The sequence below is a fragment of the Algoriphagus machipongonensis genome, assembly GCF_000166275.1.
GTDB classification, from domain to species: Bacteria; Bacteroidota; Bacteroidia; order Cytophagales; family Cyclobacteriaceae; genus Algoriphagus; species Algoriphagus machipongonensis.
On sequence record NZ_CM001023.1, the window covers coordinates 2,740,228 to 2,762,219 of the forward strand.

At 38.4% G+C, this 21,992-nt stretch carries 14 protein-coding genes; 5 read left to right on the forward strand and 9 right to left on the reverse strand.

Translation table 11 applies throughout. The features are described from left to right. Positions 1-6 precede the first annotated feature (6 nt). The 3 genes from ALPR1_RS11540 to ALPR1_RS11550 form a co-directional block, all read right to left on the reverse strand. Complete coding sequence (locus ALPR1_RS11540; RefSeq protein ID WP_008200875.1) at positions 7-2,061, reverse strand: glutamine--tRNA ligase/YqeY domain fusion protein; 2,055 nt, start codon at positions 2,059-2,061, stop codon at positions 7-9. 168 nt (positions 2,062-2,229) lie between these two features. Further along, a complete protein-coding gene (locus ALPR1_RS20330) occupies positions 2,230-3,465 on the reverse strand; it encodes a hypothetical protein (RefSeq protein WP_008200877.1) in 1,236 nt (411 codons plus the stop codon). Between the two features lie 268 nt (positions 3,466-3,733). Then, positions 3,734-5,179, reverse strand: a complete 1,446-nt coding sequence (locus tag ALPR1_RS11550) for a hypothetical protein (protein ID WP_008200878.1) — start codon at positions 5,177-5,179, stop codon at positions 3,734-3,736. Positions 5,180-5,436: 257 nt separating this feature from the next. On the opposite strand from ALPR1_RS11550, the gene ALPR1_RS11555 reads away from it, so the two are divergent. Beyond that, the gene (locus tag ALPR1_RS11555) at positions 5,437-6,957 is read left to right on the forward strand and encodes a GH3 family domain-containing protein (protein ID WP_008200880.1); all 1,521 of its coding nucleotides are present in this window, start codon (positions 5,437-5,439) and stop codon (positions 6,955-6,957) included. Here the strand turns inward: ALPR1_RS11555 and ALPR1_RS11560 are convergent. The 6 genes from ALPR1_RS11560 to ALPR1_RS20335 form a co-directional block, all read right to left on the reverse strand. Continuing rightward, positions 6,941-7,606 carry a M48 family metalloprotease gene (locus tag ALPR1_RS11560; protein WP_153231803.1) on the reverse strand — a complete coding sequence of 222 codons (666 nt, stop codon included), beginning with the start codon at positions 7,604-7,606 and terminating at the stop codon, positions 6,941-6,943. The two genes, ALPR1_RS11555 and ALPR1_RS11560, sit on opposite strands and share 17 nt — an antisense overlap. A gap of 132 nt (positions 7,607-7,738) precedes the next feature. After that, entirely contained in the window at positions 7,739-8,494 is a 756-nt protein-coding gene (locus ALPR1_RS11565; RefSeq protein WP_008200883.1) for a sulfite exporter TauE/SafE family protein, read from the reverse strand. A 159-nt stretch (positions 8,495-8,653) separates the two neighbouring features. Then, a complete protein-coding gene (gene greB, locus ALPR1_RS11570; protein WP_008200885.1) occupies positions 8,654-9,169 on the reverse strand; it encodes a transcription elongation factor GreB in 516 nt (171 codons plus the stop codon). Positions 9,170-9,629: 460 nt separating this feature from the next. After that, positions 9,630-10,304, reverse strand: a complete 675-nt coding sequence (locus tag ALPR1_RS11575; RefSeq protein WP_008200886.1) for a 4'-phosphopantetheinyl transferase family protein — start codon at positions 10,302-10,304, stop codon at positions 9,630-9,632. Between the two features lie 11 nt (positions 10,305-10,315). Next, on the reverse strand, positions 10,316-14,506 hold the full coding sequence (locus ALPR1_RS11580) for a non-ribosomal peptide synthetase (protein WP_008200888.1): 4,191 nt from the start codon (positions 14,504-14,506) through the stop codon (positions 10,316-10,318). Between the two features lie 11 nt (positions 14,507-14,517). Further along, positions 14,518-15,750, reverse strand: coding sequence for a HupE/UreJ family protein (locus tag ALPR1_RS20335; protein WP_008200890.1), 1,233 nt, complete (start codon positions 15,748-15,750; stop codon positions 14,518-14,520). Positions 15,751-15,878: 128 nt separating this feature from the next. Between ALPR1_RS20335 and ALPR1_RS11590 the strand changes: the two genes are divergently transcribed. The 4 genes from ALPR1_RS11590 to ALPR1_RS11605 all read left to right on the forward strand — a co-directional run bounded on the left by ALPR1_RS11590 (position 15,879) and on the right by ALPR1_RS11605 (position 21,980). Beyond that, the gene (locus ALPR1_RS11590) at positions 15,879-16,952 is read left to right on the forward strand and encodes an ornithine cyclodeaminase family protein (protein ID WP_008200893.1); all 1,074 of its coding nucleotides are present in this window, start codon (positions 15,879-15,881) and stop codon (positions 16,950-16,952) included. 108 nt (positions 16,953-17,060) lie between these two features. Then, the gene (locus ALPR1_RS11595) at positions 17,061-19,301 is read left to right on the forward strand and encodes a TonB-dependent receptor (RefSeq protein WP_008200894.1); all 2,241 of its coding nucleotides are present in this window, start codon (positions 17,061-17,063) and stop codon (positions 19,299-19,301) included. 4 nt (positions 19,302-19,305) lie between these two features. Further along, positions 19,306-20,451, forward strand: a complete 1,146-nt coding sequence (locus ALPR1_RS11600; protein ID WP_008200895.1) for an acyl-CoA dehydrogenase family protein — start codon at positions 19,306-19,308, stop codon at positions 20,449-20,451. After that, positions 20,448-21,980: an amino acid adenylation domain-containing protein gene (locus ALPR1_RS11605; protein WP_008200897.1), complete on the forward strand. Its 1,533-nt coding sequence runs from the start codon at positions 20,448-20,450 to the stop codon at positions 21,978-21,980. The genes ALPR1_RS11600 and ALPR1_RS11605 overlap by 4 nt, the downstream gene beginning before the upstream one ends. Positions 21,981-21,992: the final 12 nt, after the last annotated feature.

Genomic DNA, 21,992 nt, shown 5'->3' on the forward strand with positions numbered 1-21,992 from the left:
CCAGCTTTAAGACTTTTTGCTTACCGCTTCCGCTTCTTCTACTAACTGCTCATTCTTGTCGGCTAATCCCGCAGCAATGAAGGCATCTATTTCCGCATTTCTTTCTTGACCTTTATTCAAAAGGACTCCCAGTGAAATCATAACACCTATGCGGGTTCCCACTTTCTTTGCGGCTGTATTGAATAGGGGCTCCAATTCTTCATAAGAAACATCCTCTGCAAGCTTCGCAATATTTTCTCTGGCAGCAGCCAGTTTATCTCCAGAAAGATTGGTGTATTTCTTCGCTATCTTTTGAATCTCATTGATGGAAGATCTTTGACCTTGTGCTTGTCCACCTCCTTGATTTGCTGGCTTAGCGGATGGGTTGTTCTGTGTCGGAGCAGGTTTTTGCTTGGCCCATGAATCCCTCAGTCCAACCGTCTTATTAAAGACCAATTGTTCAGCTGAAGAATCCTTATCCAAAGTGAAGTAACCCAATCGCTGAAACTGGAATTTATCATCCATTGATGCTTCCTTCAAATAAGGTTCTAAATATGCTTCTTTGATAATTTTTAAGGACTCAGGATTGACAAATTCCATAAAGTTTTTGTCCTCATGGCTATCGGGTGCTTCATCTAAAAACAGTCGATCATATTCACGAACTTCCGCTTTGATCGCATGTTGAATGGAAACCCAGTGAAGCGTTCCTTTTACTTTTCTAGTACTCGCTTCTGTTCCGCTTCCAGATCTTGAATCTAAGTCAGCTGTACAGTGAATTTCAGTGATATTGCCTGCAGCATCCTTCACCACAGATTCCCCTTTGATGATATAGGCACTTTTCAATCGAACTTCATTTCCAAGAGTCAAACGGAAAAATTTATTCCCAGCTTGCTCTTTAAAGTCCTCTCTTTCAATATATAATTCTCCACTGAACGGCAAATCATGAGTCCCTGAGTTAGGATCTTCAGGATTATTTTCAGCGCTTAAAATTTCTGTTTTACCTGCTGGATAATTCGTAATTACCAATTTCACAGGGTCCAAAACACCCATCACTCGAGTAGCAGTTTTATTCAAATCCTCCCGGATACAATATTCCAGCAGGGATACATCTGTAACTGAATCCCTTTTGGATATTCCTGACAGATCAGAAAACTTACGAATAGAATCTGGTGTATAACCTCTTCTCCTCAAACCTGAAATAGTTGGCATACGTGGATCATCCCATCCAGAAACCGTCTTGCTTTGTACTAGCTCCAGTAATTTACGCTTACTCATTACCGTATAGCTGAGATTTCTTCGAGCAAACTCTCTTTGTTTAGGTCTCAGCAGGGAAGGGTCATAGATTTGATCTAAAAACCAGTCATAAAGCTCGCGGTGCATTTTAAATTCCAGGGTACAAAGGGAATGGGATACCTGTTCGATGTAATCCGACTCACCATGCGCCCAATCGTACATAGGATATATACACCAATCATTTCCTGTTCGATGGTGTGCCTTTCTAACGATTCTATAGATCAGTGGATCACGCATCAGCATATTGGGAGAGGCCATATCAATTTTCGCTCGGAGCACATAAGAACCCTGCTCAAATTCCCCTTCCTTCATACGTTCAAACAAATCCAGATTCTCTGCTACTGATCGATCCCGAAATGGACTTGCAACCCCCGGTTTAGTTGGGGTTCCTTTTTGCTCTGCCATTTCAGCTGCAGACTGTCCATCCACATAGGCCTTTCCTTCTTTGATCAATTGGATGGCCCAATCATACATCTGTTGAAAATAGTCGGAGGAGTAACACTCCTTTGCCCATTGAAAACCCAACCATTCGATATCATGCTTTATAGCATCCACGTATTCCTGCTCTTCTTTGCTTGGATTGGTATCATCAAAACGAAGGTTTACCGGTGCATTATGTAGCTCTCCAAGTCCAAAATTCAGGCAAATAGATGCTGCGTGTCCAATATGCAAATAACCATTTGGCTCGGGAGGAAATCTGAAACGAAGTTTTTTCGGATCAAATCCTGCTGCCAAATCGTCTGCAATGATTTGTTCGATAAAATTAAGAGATGCGGATTCTTCAGTCATAGATCAAAATTGAATTTCAAAATTAAGGCAAATGGGTGTATTTGCAACGGGAAAATGAAATTGCTTGAAACAGAGAAGGGCAAATAATAGAAGAATGAGGAATTTCTTTCGAACAAAAAAAGGCGTAGGTAAACTACGCCTTTTTAACAATACCTTTTTCTACTGGCATTAAGAACCTACAAGACTAGGCAAAGCTGCATCAAAAAGATCAGCAAACTCTTGACTACTCAAGATTTCTCCTTGTTTTTTTGCACTATTCGCTAAGTCATAACCCCACTGAGCTGCTGCCATTCTTTGTAATGGAGTGCCATGGTGACCTGAATTTGAAAACCCACAATCTCCGATATTAAAAAATACTTCAAGGAATTGTTGAACTCTTTTCCACTGCATGGTTGCTCCACGAGCATGTGAAAGATAATAAGCTGAAAAAGCATCTGCCATCATTTCAGTTCTTCTTGTATTCTCGGCTCGATCAGATGAAATTGGATTGTCAAAAGTGCCCACAGCATATTGGATTTGATGACCATATTCGTGAGCTAGTATTGCTTGCGGAGCAACATCCTCAAAGCCTAGTCCGGTATATGCATCGAGAATGCCATCTCCCATTATAATCTTAGATGGAATTAAATTGCCACCAAATTCAAAACTAGTTTGGGCAAAAGCATTGAACGTGAAAATTGGATGTTCCCCATTTCTATATTGTGAGAAATTTTCAAAGAGAAAAATTATCAAATCCGCATATAATTCAGCATTAGCTTGATCATCATTGTACAAGATTTTATCAATTCTAATCACTTTTTCTCTATCCAGTAACATATTGCCATGCATTGCAGCTAATACAATGTCCTCAGAAGGTATGTCCCAAAAACGCTTTAAATCTTTAAACGTCTTAGTTAAGACTTGAGTGTGTTCCCCATCCAATCCAAAATACTGATCTTCAGAACTGTTTTCAAATAATAAAGCATCATAGGTGGGAAAGTCCAACATTCCAATAAAGGAGGCTAGTTGATAGACAGTAAATCCAAATAGTGCAGGTTCATCCCAACCTTCCAATTCATTGTTTATCCAGTAATTAAAATCAGTAGGGCCACAGGGAGATGGTTCTACAGCCTCCATTGCTTGTCTAACCATTTCCCTGAAATTTTTGTAATCCTCACTCTCAATTTGCGGAGTACTTTCAGGATCTAATCTCTGATTAGAGTTTGATCCATTAATTCTTCCAAAATTTTCATGTAATAGGAGGTAATCCGGCAAAATTATTTTCCCATTATCTTGTGAAGAAAGTTCCGAAGAGGTAGTTGGATCTATTTTATCACTTGGCTCTAATTCACAAGACGTAAGTAATAAAAATGAGAGGGCAAATATTCCTAGCCCGATTTTGTTGATTTTTTTGAGGAATGCCATAAAATTTATTTGTTTAGTTTAAAAGTATTTCAAAAATCTAGAATATATGATTTAGTTATATGATGTATTTTTATCGTTTGGGCGTATTAAAAATTTAAATAAAATTCCTGGTTAATAATTTAATAAATAAAAAGATAGATTCTATTTAAACCCTTGTTTTTCAGTTAAATAAAAATTATTAATTCTTAAAGTTGATTTTTCGGATCTATTCCAAATGGATTTCATTTTACTAATTATTTGTAAAAACTAAATACTCTAAAAAGTAAAATTACCTGCCATACCTTTCTTCCAGATTGTTGTTCTCTCTTTCGTCAGGGTTTGACCGGATATATCTTCCATCTACTTGGTGGAAACCTGGAACTTTAATCAAACCTCTTTGCATAAAGGAAGCAAGATGCTCTACTAAAAATCTTCTGCCTGTTTGTAAATGAAACATCACAAACCTATCTCTAAGTTTTGAATGATTTGCATCCACCAAATTCTCTTCCAAAGGCTTGTTTAACACCTGAATGTATACGGTAATAGCTCCATCTTCTAGAGTAATTAGGTCTGGATAAATCTCAAGATTTACTCCCTGAAAAGAAAGTTGATTGAGAGAAAGTGAATCACCTAAGTTAGATAGGGACTGATCCAAGAACTTTTGAGCATAGTTCTGTGCAAAATTGGGGAGCTTATTATGGATGGTATCATTGATACCAATAGTTCCTAGTGTTAAAATATCAGCCAGCCAAACTAGAAAATCTGCCCACCAAGGCAAATCGATATCAATATCAACATCTCTGATACTTGCTTGCATTCTTAGACTCCCGGGGCCATGCTGAAAATAAATAGGTCCTTTCATAGTGACTTCAGCATCGTATTCTTTTTCAGTAAATTTTGCATCCAGATATAGCTGTCGATCATCCACTGTCAGGTTCAATTTAGTCACTCTCAAATCCACACCTTTGATATCCTCAAACCAGGATCTGAGTTCCTCTTTGGCTTCATCTACTAATGCCTGAACCAAGCTATCGGTAAATTGCGTGATAATTTCAGCCCTCATAGGAACAAAACTACCCCCTAAAGGTGCAGAAACATCACCTCCAGGCACATCGACGATCAAACCAATAGCGTCTACATTGACTCCAGTACCACGCATCATATGTAATCCTACTGCCCAATCCGCATGGTTTGGTTTGTTTTCATTAAAAAAGAGAACTTCTTCTAATCCATCCAATGCTGGTTCGATGAGATCCAATTCGAAATTATTCAGAAGCTGCATAAATTCAGGAGCTTGAATCATCGCTTCAACTTGACTGGCAGGCAAAGGTCCTTCGATAAAATCAATCCCCCCATAAGAAAGCGCTAAAACAGGAGCCTGATTTGTTCTCGCTTTCAGCACAGGGGTAATTTTAAGATGAATCTGGAAAGGAATGTCAAATAGATCTGGGCTATCTGCAGTAGGGGAGGAAACGCTCATTTTCACCCTACCAGAAAGGTTTAAAGTGGTATACTTATTATTAGTCGAAACCACTTTCAACCTAAACTTGACCGGAGCTAATTGAACATCGATGTTGGCTGTAATCACCAAATCATCGTTTCCTGGAATAATCGGAAAATCTTGTGAATTAGACAATTGATCAAAAAGACCTTGATCTTGTAAACTTTGGAGGAGCTCTTCAAAAACTTTTAGTGAAACTCCAAGGACTAGTTTTCCTTTGTTAATAGAATTCATATGATCGAAAAAGTTTAATATCTAAGTAAAATACCTGATTTGTAGATTTATTCAAAATTAAATTTCATTGAGGATCAGAGAATTATGATAAAAAGAAAGATCTAATTATTGAATCTTATGATTTTGATAGGTTGTTGATTTCAAAATCGAGAAAAGACGAAAGTTTTATTCCTTATGGGACTAGATAATAATTGGCTGATCAAAAATCAGTTTTACCAAGGCATGGGCTTTGTACTTTTAAAAAGAAAAAATCATTTATGGCCATCCTAGGTAAGCTCGTCAAAGCCGGAATAGACATCACCGCAAAACTCCAATCAGAAGAAGAAAACCCGAAAATTTCTCAGGAAAATCAACTCAGGGATCTTTTAACTCAAGCCAAAGACACCGCTTTTGGCAAGTACTATGGCTTTTCTGAAATCCTACAATCCGACCAACTAGTGGAATCCTTTCAAAAAGAGGTTCCCATCTTTGATTACAAGCAAATGCATGAGCTTTGGTGGTCTAAACAGGAGCGTTTTGAGGATATTACCTGGCCAGGAAAACCTAATTTCTTTGCCCGAAGTAGCGGTACTACAGGGAAAAGCAGCAAACGAATTCCCATAACAGACGAGTTTTTGGCTTCCATGAAATCTGTAGGTAGCTCCATGATCAGCTCTCTTCATGACTTCGACTTTCCAGAGACGCTTTTCGAATCTGAAATCCTGATGTTGAGTAGTTCTGCCAACCTGGAAAAAAATGATAGAGGTTTTGAAGAAGGAGAAATTTCTGGAATCAATGTGAGTAATTTCCCCGATTGGTACGACATTTTCTACAGACCGGGAAAAGACATTGCCGCTATTCCCGACTGGGATGAGCGTGTAAATGCTATTGCTGAGCAAGCTCCTGAATGGAATATTGGAGCCATTGCCGGAATTCCTTCCTGGGTTTTATTGATGCTGCAACGGATTATTAAAAAGCATAATTTGAAGCATATCCATGAGATTTGGCCCAACTTTCAAGTGTACGCCTCTGGAGGAGTAGCCTTCGAAACTTACCGGGAAGATTTCAATGCTATTTGTGGAAAACCCATTACTATAATGGATACCTATTTGGCCTCAGAGGGATTCATTTCTTATACTGGAACCCCGGGTTCAATGGACATGAAAATGGCACTTGAACATGGGTATTTCTTTGAGTTTATTCCTTTTGATGAAAGAGGTATCAATGAAACTGGAGAGCTGCTGGACGAACCATTGGTTTTGGGAATTGATGAAGTAGAAGTGGGGCAGGAGTATGTACTTATTCTCAGCTCATGTGCAGGGGCTTGGCGGTATATGATAGGAGATGTGATTCGCTTCCAAAGCTTGAATCCTCCTCAAATAAAGATTACAGGTAGAACCAAGTTTTTCCTCAATGTGGTAGGCTCGCAACTTTCGGAAGAAAAGATGGATAAAGCCATTTTGGAATTAGCAGAAGCCCACCAATCGAGTATTAATGAATACATGGTGGCTGCCATCAAAAATGAAGCTGGAGAATATATCCATCAATGGGTAATTGTCTCTGATTTAAAGACTGATGGCCTAGCAAAGGAACTGGATAAGCTCCTTCAAGCGGCTAATAAAAACTATGCGGTTGCTCGATCTAAAGCACTGAAAGACATTGATGTAAAAGTAATTTCCAAAAATCAATACACGGATTTTCTTGGCCAAAGCAATAAAAAAGGAGGGCAGACCAAAACCCCAAAAGTCATGAAAGAAGAAAAAATGAAATCCTTACTGAAGTTTATATCTCAACTTTAGGCAAAACTGGAATTCGTTCATCGGGGCAAAGTTCTGCACCACGAATCGACATGTAATATTTTTTGATCTGATTTTGGTATTCTGGGGAAATAAAATCATTCTCAAGAATGTATTTTTTTGCGGCAATAATATCTTCTCGGAAACCATGACGAATGGCAATACTATCTGCTTCATGCTCTCGCTCACGTTTAAATTTATCCGAAAGAACGTAGCGAATTCCATAGGTTACCATTCCCATATTGGAGTGGTTTTCATAATCCACAATATGCCCAAGTTCATGAGCAAACCATCCCCTCAAAACATTATCTGGCAAGTCAGCAATAAAGAGGTCATCTGAATCCAAAACTTTTTCTGCAACATCTAATTTATACCTTCTGTTTTTGCCAAAAATATCACTGAAATCAATGACCGGCTGAGCCTGCATAGTAGAGGAACTCAGGTTACTTTGAATCACATCAAAACCATAGCTATGGAGTTCCTTGTATTCCTGCCATACGTCAATAAAAGCAGTTTGAATATTGGAATGAATACCTGGAGAAAAGATAGGAGAGCCCGTTGGTAGGGAAGGTGTCTGAATAGATTTATAGGTAATTCCACCGATCAAAATGAGAGCTACAGCCCCTATCAATACTTTATTTTTATGTTGCATCAAGTATAAATACGCAAAGAGCGTTCCAGAGGTATTTAACCATAACCTTTGCCGTTTTCAAAACCTCGAAGGTTTTTATATTCTAAGTTGGGTAGAAGTCAATAAATCAATTATAACTTAGATTTAATGATGTTATTTAAACAAAATAATGATTGCTCCCAAAGCGGTCAATACCAATATCATTTTTCTAAAAAAGGCCTCATCGATCATTTTGACGATTTTAATTCCCAGTAAAAATCCTAAGATAATTCCCGGGATCAGTTTCAAGTCGAGTAGGAGGGTTTCTGCAGAAATAGTGTTCCAGATAAAGAAATGAAAGGGTAATTTGAACACATTGATGATCAAAAAGAGCCAGGCAGCGGTACCAATGAAGTGGTTTTTGGGCAATCGCATGGCAAGAAAGTAAATATTAGATATAGGTCCTGCCAAATTACCAACCATGGTGGTAAAGCCTGCCAGCGTACCAACACCGCTTGAAAATGCCCAGTGAGTAGGTACCGTTTTTTCCTTTTTTTGATCCCAATAAACAATAAAAGCGACGGTTAGGAAGATAATGGTCGCCATACAGATTTTAAAGGCTTTTTCTGGAAGATCCATCCCAAACCAACTTCCCAATAAAATCCCCAAAATCATCCAGGGAAGAAATTTTGCTACATATTTCCATTGCGTATGCCGATTGTAATAAATCACAGCAAACACATCTGCCACCACCAAAAGAGGTAATACAATGCCTGTGGATTGCTTCGCTTCGAAGGCAATAGCCATAAAAGTTACATTGATGATGGCAATGCCTTTGATTCCAGATTTAGACAATCCGATAACAAAAGCGGCCAAAAAACTAAGAATCCATGAAGTAGTACTAATCTCGGAGGTAAAGGATAAAAGCATAGGTTGGGGGCAAGAGCGAAGAACAAAAATATCCCTAATAATTCCCAAACATATTAAAATCGATAAGTAATCAGAAAAACTGTAGTTTTCCAAGCAGAAAAAAGGTGTTTTAAATTGTACCTCATGCTAAGCAATTCCTTCTAGTGATGATTAACGAAACTACTTTTGATACTCTATTTTTAGAATTTTCCATACAAAATCACCCAATTTGGTACTAACAATCACCTCATCTCCAACAGCTTTACCAAGAAGCGATTTAGCCATGGGAGAGTCCATAGAGATATAATTTTTGTTACCAATTAACTCTTCGTAACCAACAATACGAAAACGATTTTTAAGCCCTTTCTTTTCGTTTTTAATTTCTACCCAAGCACCAAAATTCACTTTTCCTTCTTGATTGGGGTGGTATTCGATCACTTTAAAGTCATCAATACATTTACGCAAATAGCGAAGGCGATTATCAATTTCTCTAAGACGTTTTTTGTTGTAATGGTAATCGGCATTTTCTGAACGATCTCCCAAACTTGCGGCCCATGCCACCTTTGCGGTAACGTCTGGACGTTCAACTCGCCACAAATGATCATGTTCTTCCTTTAACTTTTGTAAGCCTTCGGAAGTAATCAATTGTGAACGATTGAGTTTTGGTAGAGTTGATTCTGGAATTTTTCGCCTCATGATAAAAGATCTTGTTTTGAAAATTTTCGCAAGATAATATAATGAAAGAACTCAAGCTGACTAATGAACAAATAGAATTCTAAGCGCAAAGAAATGCAATGCATTCTTTAGGCTCCATTGAAATAATTCTAAGCCATGAGAATCGCTTATATGAAAACGACCTGGACCTTTGCCCGAATAAGGAAAATAGAGCGTTAAGCTTTGCTCAAGATTCTCTTGCATTCTGGCTGAGCAGGTATTTATTAATAGAGAATTATAAAAGCAGAATTAGTGTTAGAGCCGAGATTTGCTTTTGATAATCTTCAATATGTATTTGCTTTAACATAAAATCGAGCCGTTATCGTACTCTGTACCGATAACTGATTTTATGTTAACCATCCGCTTGGCGACTGGACGCAATTCATAATAATTGTTACATAATTTATATTATGTTAAATACAAATAAATAATACCTCTATACCTAGCTGTAAACCCTATATTCTATCTCCAGCTCTTTTCCTTCTACCACTACCCCCAAACCAAAACCTGGAATCCAATTGGAGTAAATACAAGTATGCTCTTTTACTTTCTCTGCACTTGATTTTAAGGGAATCTCTAATTTGGGAACTGTCATGGAATCCTTAACCAAAACTTGATCAAGCGGAAATGTCAGTCCTTTTCCTACCAATTTGATATAAGCTTCCTTAATACACCAGAGTCTGAAAAATGCTTCGGTCTTTTCCCTGCCTTGAGAGTTCCGAATCAAATTGATCTCCTCTACAGAGAAAAAATGAGTTGAGATCAAATCTGCCTCAATCTCTGAATTCAAAAACTCTAAATCCACTCCTAACTCGGATTCTCTAGAGAAACCATAAAGAACGAATTCCTTGGAATGTGAGGTATTGAAAAATATTCCTTCTCCATTATTGCTTACATACGGCTTCCCTAATTTACGCTCCTTGATAACTATCTCCTTAGGATCAATTTCTAAATACCTGGAAAGCATTTTCCGAAGAATGCTTCTTCGTTTGGTATAATGTTCCTTTAAATGGGGATACAAAAATCGATTGGCACGTGTTCTCTCTTCTTCAGAAAGAATTTCTTCATCTTCTATCAGACAGTCATCCAGTTTGGCAATCCATAAATCAACTTTCATAATATAAGCCTTTAATCCATCTCAAGATCCCATCGTTTTAGATTTCTGGCAATGGCAGCGTTCATCTGACCTGTATAAGGCTCACGTATCAGTTTAAGATGAGGTCCCAAAATCTCCTCTCGATCTACAATGTTCACCAAAGGTTCCCATCCGAAAGCATGTTTATACTCCCTGGGCGTAGTAATAAGCAGGGTTTCACAGTCAATTTTCTCAGGCTTATAAGCCAGTAAGTATTTTTTCAATAAACCTGTGTCCTTAATCAATACAGGCTGATTTTTATCTTTCTTCACTTTTTTGATCAACTTATTGACCAGTACCGAAGGCTTATTCCAATAGTCTAAGTATTTGAATAATTTTCTATAACCTCCCTTGCCAAATACTCTTGATTTATCGAAAAATAAAGGTGGATCAATCATCACCAAATTGACCTTCTCCCCTTGCTGCTTTAGCTTTTTGGCCAACTCAAACGCGACCACATTGCCTATGGAATAGGATAAAATCCGATAAGGTCCTTTCCCTTGAATCAATCGTATTTCCTCTAGACATAAATCCGCGATTTCGCCTATATTTTCAGGAACGGAATCCTTCACTAATTCAGGGCTCACCGATAATACACCATAAACTGGGTATTCTGCGGGTAAATGCCTGGTTAACTGGCTATAAACCGTTTCGTAGTAAAACTCGCTGTGTATGCAAAAAACCGGTAATTTGTCCCCTGTGGTCTTAACAGGAATGATTCTTTTTATGGGTTTTGAACCTAATTCAACTAAGCCTTTTTTATTAACTACTTTTTCAGAAATTTCCTGAATGGAGTCCGATAGTTGGATAGGTTTTTGAAATTCATAAGAATCATTCAACTCCTTTTCTACCAGCTTCCATTCATATTCTGCCCCCCCATTCTTTTGGAAGCTATCTTTAACTCCAATCAACTTCTGCCCTAAATACTTCTCCCATATTTTTAACACTTCCAGCTCCAGCAAATTTTCTGGTCTGGCATATTCCTCATGATGAAGGGATTTCACCAAGGATTCCACCGTAGAATAGCGAAGAAATTGCGCAGGCGTTACCTTAATTCCTATATTTCTACACCTGGAAATAATGCGAATGCTTTGCAAAGAATTGCCTCCCAGTTCATTGAAATCTCTGTTGACAGGTACTTCCTCTACTCCCATCACATCTGCCCAGATGCCAGCAACTTGGCGTTCCAGGTAGGTAGACGGCCCTTTAAAGGCTGTTTCTGCAGCTTTTGGTTGGGATCGAGCAAGCTCTTGAATGGAGGCTAAATCCACTTTTCCATTGGGCAGTAAAGGAAATTCTTCCAATTGCAGCAAAAGGTCTGGGACCATAAATCGAGGAAGCTTTTCACGTAAAAAGCTGATCAATTCCCCTTCTTCCAACTTTTGGCCCGAAGTATACGCCAACATAAGTTGAGGATCCTTTTCATTGCTGACTAAAGCCACTGCCATTTGAACCTGTGGGAATTGCAGCGCCAATTCCTGTATTTCAGCCAACTCGATTCGATGACCCCGAATTTTTACCTGATTATCCTTTCTTCCCAGGTATTCTATCAAGCCGTCTTTCTGAATGCGAACAAGGTCTCCGGTTTTATAAATCCTATCCCAAACCTCTGAATAAGGGTTTTTTAGGAATTTTTCATCGGTTTCACTTTTTGACAAATAGCCTTTTGTCAACCCTGCCCCAGCAATGCAAAGTTCACCCGAAATCCCTACAGGACTTAACTCCTGTTGCTCATCTAGCACATATGCCAAGGCATTGGAAGTTGCCAGACCAATGGGCACTTTATGAAATGACTCACCGGCTTTTAGCTCTTGAACAGTACACCAAACCGTTCCTTCAGTAGGCCCATATTCATTAAAAAGCCTTGTTTTTGGCTGTTTTTCAAAATGTGATGGAATCAATTCATTGGGGAACTCCTCTCCTGCCAAAATCACCGTTTTAAGGGAATCCCATGAATTTTCACTCCCTTGAATCAATGCCTGATACAGAGAAGGCAGCATCAGGGTATGACTGATTTTCTCTCTACTTATAATAGAGTCAAGAGCTGAGGTATCCAAGGATTCATTTGCCTGAGAAATGACCAATTTTCCTCCAGTACACAGTGCCCAAAAAATCCCCGCAACAGAGCTATCAAATGAAAAGGAGGACAACAATAAAAAGGCCTCTGGAGACTCTTGATAATATGCTTTTCTAGCCGCAACAGAGGAATATAAATTTTGATGATTTACATAAACTCCTTTGGGTTTTTTCGTACTTCCAGAAGTGAAAATGAGATATGCTTTATGATCGAATGAATATTCCTTAAAAATTTGATTTTCAATTATTTGATTATAATCAAATGAATCTATTTCTAATGTTTTTACAAATTCTTTAATGGAAGTTTTGGAAGTCAGTAAGCCTCTATGGGAAAGCACATATTCCGCTCCTGATTCCTGTAAATATTGAAGAATTCTTTGATCTGGATATTCAGGATCCAAAGGCAAATAAGCGCCTCCAATTCTCATAATTGCTAGTAGAGAAACAAGGAAATCAACGGACCTTTCCATATAGATACCGATTGGTAACTCAGGGTCCACATGAAGCTTTTCTAGTTCCTTAGAAATGATCGTACTTCGATGGTCCAATTCCCCATAACTCAAGCGCTCTGCACCACAAACCACCGCAATTTGGTCTCTTTTACTCTGCAGGTTTTCAAGAATCTCTGTTAAAACCGTTCCCTCATTTTCGGGATGAAAATCCGGGCTTAACCCTGAAGTCAAAAAGCTTCTCTCCTCTTCTGAGATCAGAGAATACGAATTGATAGGCAAATCAGGATGATCACAAATCTCTTTGAGGAGGCTTGCAAAATGTTTATTCATGCGCTCCGCAAAGATGGAGGAGAACAAATCTTGGCTAAATTCTATCCCGATCTGATAAACTCCCTCTTTTAGCCCAAAATGATGTAATGTCAAGTCAAACTTGGATACATCTAAATCCAGAACTTCAAAATCAACAGGAATACCAAGATCCCGGAATGGGTTTTCCCCGCTTGAATGCCCTACAAACATCGCTTGAAAGATCGGATTATAGCTTTGATCTTTCATCTCTTTAGAAGCCATCACAAGTTCTTCATAGCTTGGCTTCTCTGAGGAAATAGCTTTTAAAACATCGTTTTTTATCTCCTTTAGCAGTTCGGGAAATGACTTTTGTTCATCCAAACTAGCCCCTATAACCTGAGTATCCACAAAATAGCCAACCATGGACTTAAACTCCTCCTTTTCTCGATAAAGAACAGGAATGCCCACGTTCACATCCTTACTTTTCCCATATCGGCCAAGTAAAACCTGGAAAGCGGCAAGAAATATATTGAAATCAGTGGTTTGGAATTTTTTCAGTAGACCTCCAATTTTTGGCGTAAGATCTTTTGGGAGCGAAAATCGAAGCAACTTACCCTGGTAACTGGGCGTAGCGGGCCTCGAATAATCCAATGGAAGGTCCAAAAAAGAGTCCATTAAATCCTGAGAAGGATGGATTGGAGCACTATCCTTTGGCTGTTCCTTTTGCCAATGAGTATAATCCGAATATTGTAAATCAGCCTTGTTTAACTCTAATTTTTGACTTTCCTCTTTGCCATTTAATTCCTTATAAAAAGCAGCAAAATCAGACCTCAAAATCCCTATAGACCAGGCATCTATAATAATATGATGAAAAGTTATGCCAATGGAATATCCCCCATTTTCCAATAGAAAAACTCCTATCCGAATTAAAGGGTCGGACTCCAGTCTAAAGGCTTTGCTGGCTAATTCCTTTTGTTTTTGTCTAGCTTCCTCTTCACTAACCTTTTGATCGTAGACCTGAAGGCTGAAACTATCCTTATCCCGGAAAACCATTACGGCTTCTTCCTCAAGGATAATGTAATTGCTGGCTAAAACACGGTGTTTATCAACTAAGTGGTCTAAGGCTTGGGTAAAAGTCTCCAAATGGAAAGCCCCTTCCTGAAATTTCCAGATTTCAAAGTAATTATATACTGGGCTTTCAGGATTTTTTTGGTAAACAAACCAAAGACGTTGCTGGGCAATCGATAAAGGATAATAGGAAGCCTGAGGAGCTTTTGGAATTTGCTCCTTGACTTGTTCATCAGCATCTTGATCGGCTTCATTAAAATTAAGCCACTGATCCAGAAGATCATCTGAATTTTCTTCCATAGTCTAAGCTACTAAAGGATTCCTTTTTCAAGCAACCAAGTATGAAGTTTCAAATCATATCCAAAAGCCCTTTCAATAATCCAATAAGTAGAAATTAACATCAACAAAATGGAGAATCCGACCAAGATGATGTTATATATTTTTAATCGACTTAAAAGGAAAAGGATTGGAAATGCAACAATGATGATTGCCAATTGACCGATTTCAACTCCAAAATTAAAGCCTACCAAAGAATACACGAGGTACTCCCCTCCTCTTGATTGCTCCGCTAAAACTGAGGCAAAACCAAAACCATGGAATAGTCCGAACACCAAAATAATTAGCCATTCGCGTTTATTGAGAAAAGGGACAATGTTATGGAAAGCTGCCATTGCAATAGATATAGCGATAATGGACTCAACTAGTCTAGAAGGCAAATTAATCACTTCTAATGCTGCCAAACTTAAGGTGACCGAGTGTGCCAATGTAAATATCGTAATGATCTTAACTACAGATAGAAAGGCGGCTTTAAAGCTAGATTCCGGAACGAAGTCCGTGTATTTTATTCCTAACCATCTCTTTTTTGGGTCATTCTTTGATCGGTAAATAATCACAGAAGGGATCAATAAGGCGATTAAAAACAAGATATGATCCAGACCAATCCAAATATGATAGATACCCGATTTGACCATGGCCATAAAACCTGTAAAGACAGATCCTTCTTCGATATTCAGGGTCTGAATAGGGTTAGATGTTCCATAAATCAAAGATGGAAGCGATTCATTAGCCAATACACCGGTTTTCCAATTCCGCTCTATATGCAGTAGAGACTCATGGTTATTACCTAGTTCGTTGACGAAAATCTGATCATAGATCTCTAATTCAGATGGAACTGGTTGCATATTGCTCATGGTAAAATTGAACAATAGAAAATCATCATCCTTTAAAGTAAGAAGATCTATGGTCTCGAAACTCAAAGCATGTTCGCCCAGATTTGAGCTAAATTTCAGATTTTTAACAATGTAGGAGACAATCGCTTGAACTTCCCGACTATTGGGTTCAGGGATTTCTCCCTGCGAAAAGGAATACCCCAGGACTTTTTCAATGTCACTCTTTTTCAACTCCACCCTACAATCCATTTCTCCCTCATAGATACTTAGGTATACATAGTTTTGATTGGGTTTGTGAGCGGATGCTTGGAATATTGAGAAGATGAAAAAAGCTAAGAATAAAAAACTAGCACGGTATATTTTGGTTCCATTCATAAGGTTGGGGTGAGTTTTTTTAACAAATTACATAACAATAACATGCTATCTATGTTTGAAGTATTGACTAAAAAAGTGAATCGGCAAGTCAATTCATAATTTTAACCCACTATTTACCTAAAGCATAAATGAATAAAAGTAAAGAAACGATCCTCATTGACAGTGACGCTATAATTCAGATTATCAGGAAAGTAGGGTTGAATAAAGTGATGGATGACTTAATTTTTAATCTGGAAGATTCATTAAAAAATTATTCAGAAAAAGAAACAGAAGTTCCTGTTCGATCTGGATTTAATTATAAAAAACCTTTTTTGGGATTGGTAGAATGGATGCCTGTGATGAAAAAAGGAGAAGAAATTATTATTAAAGTGGTGGGGTATCATCCTGAAAATCCCAAAAGATTCAAGCTTCCCACCATTCTTTCTACCATTTCATCATACGATGCTCACACTGGACATTTAAATTACCTCGTGGATGGAGTTTTGCTTACCGCGATTAGGACGGGAGCTTCCAGTGCTGTTGCCAGTAAAATGATGGCTAATAAGAATTCTAAAACCTTGGGGATCATTGGATGTGGAGCACAATCCATTACACAGATACATGCGATATCCCGATTATTTCCATTAGAAGAGATTTTGATTTATGATACCGATGAAGCCTCCATGAATAGTTTGGCAGAGCGGATCTCCCCTATCGATTTGGGAATTTCACCTAAGATCTCAAGTATTTCAGAAATCATGGAGAAAGCTGACATTTTGAGCACAGCTACTTCTATAGAACCAGAAAAAGGCCCTCTCTTCGATAGATTAAATTCAAAAACTCATTTACATATTAATGCTGTGGGAGCTGATTTCCCTGGAAAATTTGAACTCCCAAAGTCTCTACTCCAAAAAGCCCATGTTTGTCCTGATTTTCTGGAGCAAGCGGTAGTAGAAGGTGAATGTCAGCAATTAGAACCCACAGACATCGGTCCTTCCTGGATTGATTTGATTCATGATGAGCAACTGATGAGCAAGTACCAATCAAGTTTGAGTGTATTTGATTCTACAGGTTGGGCTCTGGAAGATCAAGTGGTTGCAAGCTTATTTGCAAAATATGCTGAGGAATTAAACCTAGGGACTAAAATGAACATAGAGTCCTATTCCACTGATGAAAAAAATCCATACGGGATGATCCATCAATTAATAGCTGATTCTCAATAAGAAAATATTTTAAGATTTTTTCAAACAAAAAAGCCTTCTGAGAAGTAAGGTTTCATGATAAAATTAAAATTTAAGTAATCTAGTTTTCTAGACCCCAACTAAATAACCATGGTCAAAAAATTACTCTCTACTTTTTTTATAACACTCCTTTTTTCCAGCTATATACAGGCTCAAGCTTTAAAAGGTAGAATTTTGGATACTTCAGGTTCCCCTATCATTGGTGCCTATATTATTCATACGACTTCAGAGCATCATGCTCATACGAATGAATCTGGGTACTTTGTTTTACCAGAAGTAACCAAAGGAGACTCGCTTCAAATCAGCCATGTCGGTTATGAAACTCAAGCTTATATAGTAGATAATCTTTCAAAAGAAGTTACCATTCGATTAAAAGAATCTGCCATTGAACTTGGAGAGGTCATCTTTAGCCAAGATGTGAACCCAGTGAGTACACTTTCAAGAATTGACCTTAAAACCAATCCAGTAAATACTTCTCAGGATATTTTAAGAAAAGTACCTGGGCTTTTTATAGGCCAACATGCAGGAGGTGGTAAAGCTGAACAGATTTTCTTAAGAGGTTTTGATATTGATCACGGTACAGATATCAATATTTCCGTAGATGGGATGCCTGTCAATATGGTATCGCACGCTCATGGTCAGGGTTACTCTGATTTACACTTTATTATCCCTGAGACAGTTGAGAGAATAGATTTTGACAAAGGTCCTTACAATGCTGACAAGGGTAATTTTGCCACAGCAGGATATGTGAATTTCCAGACTAAAAGAGGTTTGGATAAAAGTTCGGTTTCTGTGCAGGGAGGTAGCTTTAACAGTATAAGAACGGTAGGTCTTTTTAACCTAGTAAACAAAGTAAATAACAATGCTTATATCGCTGCCGAATATTTATCCAGCGATGGCCCATTTGAATCCAGTCAGAATTTCAACAGATTAAATTTGATGGGTCGATATGGTGTCACCTTTGATGACGGAAGTGATTTTAGCTTAATCGCTTCACATTTTACAAGTAAATGGGATGCCTCAGGGCAAATCCCCGTTCGAGCGGTAGAAAGTGGTCAAATCACGAATTTTGGTGCCTTAGATGATACCGAAGGTGGTTATACAAGTAGAAGTAATATTGCTTTGAATCATTCCAAAATGATCAATGATAGACTCTTCATTAAGAACAATGCCTATTTCTCCAAGTATGATTTTGAACTGTTTTCAAACTTCACCTTTTTCTTAGAAGACTCCGTCAATGGGGATCAAATCAGACAAAGGGAAGATCGTGCCTTATTTGGCCTGGAGAGTCAATTAACCTACAGCAATACCTTTAGTGGTGGAGATTATGCTTTGCAGTTTGGCGTTGGATTAAGATCAGATGACAGCAGAGGAAATGAACTCGCCGGGACTAAAAACAGAGATAGCGTTCGCTTTGTAACCCAAAGAGGAGATATTACCGAGGCGAATTATTACAGTTATGTAAATTTTGACTTATTTATAAATAAATGGAGAATTAATCCAGGCTTGAGAGTGGATTACTTTAACTTCCTTTATCAAGATGATTTGACTCCAGAATATGATCCAAAATCTCTAAATGCAGCTGTATTAAGTCCAAAGTTGAACTTTATTTACACTGCAAATGAGAAGGTTCAGCTCTTCTTGAAATCAGGAATTGGATTTCACTCCAATGATACTAGAGTGGTCTTAGAGAGACCAAATAATGAATCCATCCTTCCAAGAGGTTTTGGAGTTGATGTGGGTGGTAATTTTAAACTGATGCCGAGATTGATTGTAAACACTGCGCTTTGGTATCTAAGACTAGAGCAAGAGTTTGTTTATGTGGGAGATGCTGGTATTGTGGAGCCAAGTGGAAAAACCGGCAGAAGAGGTGTAGATTTAGGTTTGCGTTGGCAGGCAAGCAACTGGTTGTATTTTGATGGTGACTTCACTTATTCTTATGCCAGAAGCTTAGAAGATCCAGAAGGAAATAACTTTATTCCTTTGGCACCTAGAATCACTACTACTGGAGGATTAAGTTTAGAAAAAGACGGTTTTGCCGGTGCACTTAGAGCAAGGTATTTACAAGATCGACCAGCCAATGAAGACAATAGCGTAATTGCTGAAGGGTACACAGTTGTGGATTTAAATGCCAGTTATACATTTAATGCCATCACTGTTGGATTCTTTATTGAAAACTTATTGGATACGGATTGGAAAGAAACCCAATTTGATACAGAGTCAAGAATCCGATTGGCAGATGGAAGTCTTGAACCAAGTCCTGTAAGTGAAATTCATTTCACTCCTGGAACACCCTTCAACTTCAGAGGTTTTGTGAAGTTCACGTTTTAATAAAATGAATTTTAGCTGGAGCAAGGAACAATTAGAATTAAAGAAGAAAGCCATTGAGTTTTCTGAAACTCATCTAAATCAGGATGTTTCCGAGAAAGATCGTGGTAATATTTTCCCTTTAGAAGAATGGAAAAAATGTGCTGAATTTGGGGTTTTAGGTTGGCCTTTTAGCAAGTCTTATGGAGGAAGTGGTTTTGATCCGCTGACTACCGTGCTCATGCTAGAAGGTTTAGGCTATGGATGTAAAGACAATGGCCTCCCCTTTTCGCTCAACTCTCAATTGTGGAGCACACAAATGGCTATCAATGCTTTTGGAACTGAAGATCAGAAGAATAAGTATCTCAAAAAACTAATATCAGGTACCATTGGAGCCTTTGGAATAACTGAAGAAGGCTCAGGTTCCGACACTTATGCTTTGGAGATGACAGCTGATAAAGTGGAAGGCGGCTATATTTTAACTGGGGAAAAGCATTACATCACCCTCGCTCCCATTTGCGAAATAGCAGTTGTCTTTGCCACTACTAATGCCAAATTGGGCAAATGGGGTATTACAGCATTTATTGTTGATAATACCATGGAGGGCTTTACAGTAAGCGAGGTCCGCGACAAAGTTGGAATGCGAACCACTCCCATGGGCAACCTCTATTTCAAAAACTGCTTTGTTCCCGATGAAAATAGATTGGGCAGAGAGGGTTCAGGTTTGAGTTTGTTTAGCTCTGCCATGGAATCCGAACGAGGATACATCTTTGCCAGTCAAATTGGGAGAATGGAAAAGCAATTGGAACTGTCCATTGATTATGCAAATAATCGGCAGTCATTTGGTCAAAGTATTGGCAAAAACCAATCTATATCCAACCGTATAGCCAACATGAGGCTTCGACTGGAAACTTCAAAAATGCATTTGTATAAGGTGGCTTATCTTGACCATAGTGATTTACCCTTAATGAAGGAAGCAGCGATGGCTAAATTATATATTAGTGAAGCTTTTGTGGAATCCAGCTTGGATTTTATCCGGATTTTTGGAGCCAAAGGGGTGGTTACAGAATATGAAGTAGAGCGAGATTTACGTGATGGCTTGGGTGGATTAATCTATTCTGGCACATCCGATATCCAAAGAAATATCATCGCCAAACTGGATGGGTTATTATGAATTCAAAAACTCAAATACTGAGCGAACTCCTATCTGCCGGTGCAAAAGCAAGTCCGGAGAAGATTGCTTTTAAGTGTGCTGAAGGGCAAATTACTTATCAGGAGTTAGATCAGAAGAGTAATCAACTTGCCAATTGGCTTGTTTCCCAAAATGTTAAACAGGGGGAACGAATAGGCATTTTGATAGAGAAAAACATAGTTACTTCCTTTGCCATTTATGGTGTGTTAAAAGCAGGTGCCGTATTGGTGGCTTTAGATCCCAGTCAACCTGCGGAGAAACTCGACGCCATTATTCAAGATTGTGGCATAAAGGTGTTACTCACCATTCCAACACATCAGAGAAAAGTTGATCAAATGGCAACTGATGAGTTAATCATTTTAGGTTCTCAATCAGGGATCAATTGGAATACTGTTTTTCAAGAGGCAGATGACTCCCCATTAGATTTAGATATCAAACCTTCGGATCTGGCTTATATTTTATATACTTCAGGCTCTACAGGTGAACCCAAAGGGATCGTTCATACCCACGCAAGCGGGATGGCTTATGCAAGACAATCAGCCTTGCTCTATGAAGTTACTCCTGATGATGTGATTGGAAATGTGGCCTCCTTGCATTTTGATCAAAGCACATTTGGCTATTTCTCCGCGATTTATGCAGGTTGTACCACTTATGTTTTTGGCACCAGTGAACTGATCATGCTGGGAAGTTTTTGCGAAGCAATAAAAGCAAATGAAATCAGCATTTTATACTCAGTCCCTTCTCTTTTCATCTCATTGATTCAAGGAAATTTCGATCTTGATTTCCCTAAGCTCAGATGGATCAAATATGGAGGCGAAGTCTTTCCTTCTGGAAAGTTAAATGAGTTAATCAAGAAAATACCAAGCGCTAAAATTTCCAATGTATATGGTCCTGCAGAAGTAAATCAGTGTACTTATTACACGATTACTGAGCCAGTCAACCCAGAAAAAGAAATACCCATCGGTCAGGTTTGGAGCAATACAAACTATTTGATTCTAGACTCTGAAAACCAGCATGTAAACCCAGGAGAACAGGGCGAGTTATTAGTACACTCTTCCACTATGATGTCAGGCTATTGGAATAATGATTTTCTTAACGAAAAAGCATTTTTCTATGATATTCAAGAAGGAAAGGAAACCAAGTATTATAGGACTGGAGATTATGTCTATTTAAATGAGGACGATGAATTGGTTTTTGTAGGTAGAATGGATCGACAAGTGAAGATTAGTGGACATAGAGTAGAAATGGGGGCAATCGAGCAAGTGATACTTAGGCTTCCAGAGGTAAAAAACGTAGCTGTTTTTACCTGCCAGCCTAATGGAACAAGAGAGCTTTGCGCAGCAATAGTCCCTAAAAATAGTACCTTGGATATGGATGAAATAAGAAAGAAGCTTTTGAATTTATTACCCAAAACGAGCATTCCGAGAAATTTCTTCGAAGTTCAATCTCTGCCACATTCAGTGAATGGAAAAGTACACTATCTTAAGCTCGAGAAGCAGTTTTCTAATTAATTATAAGGAAAA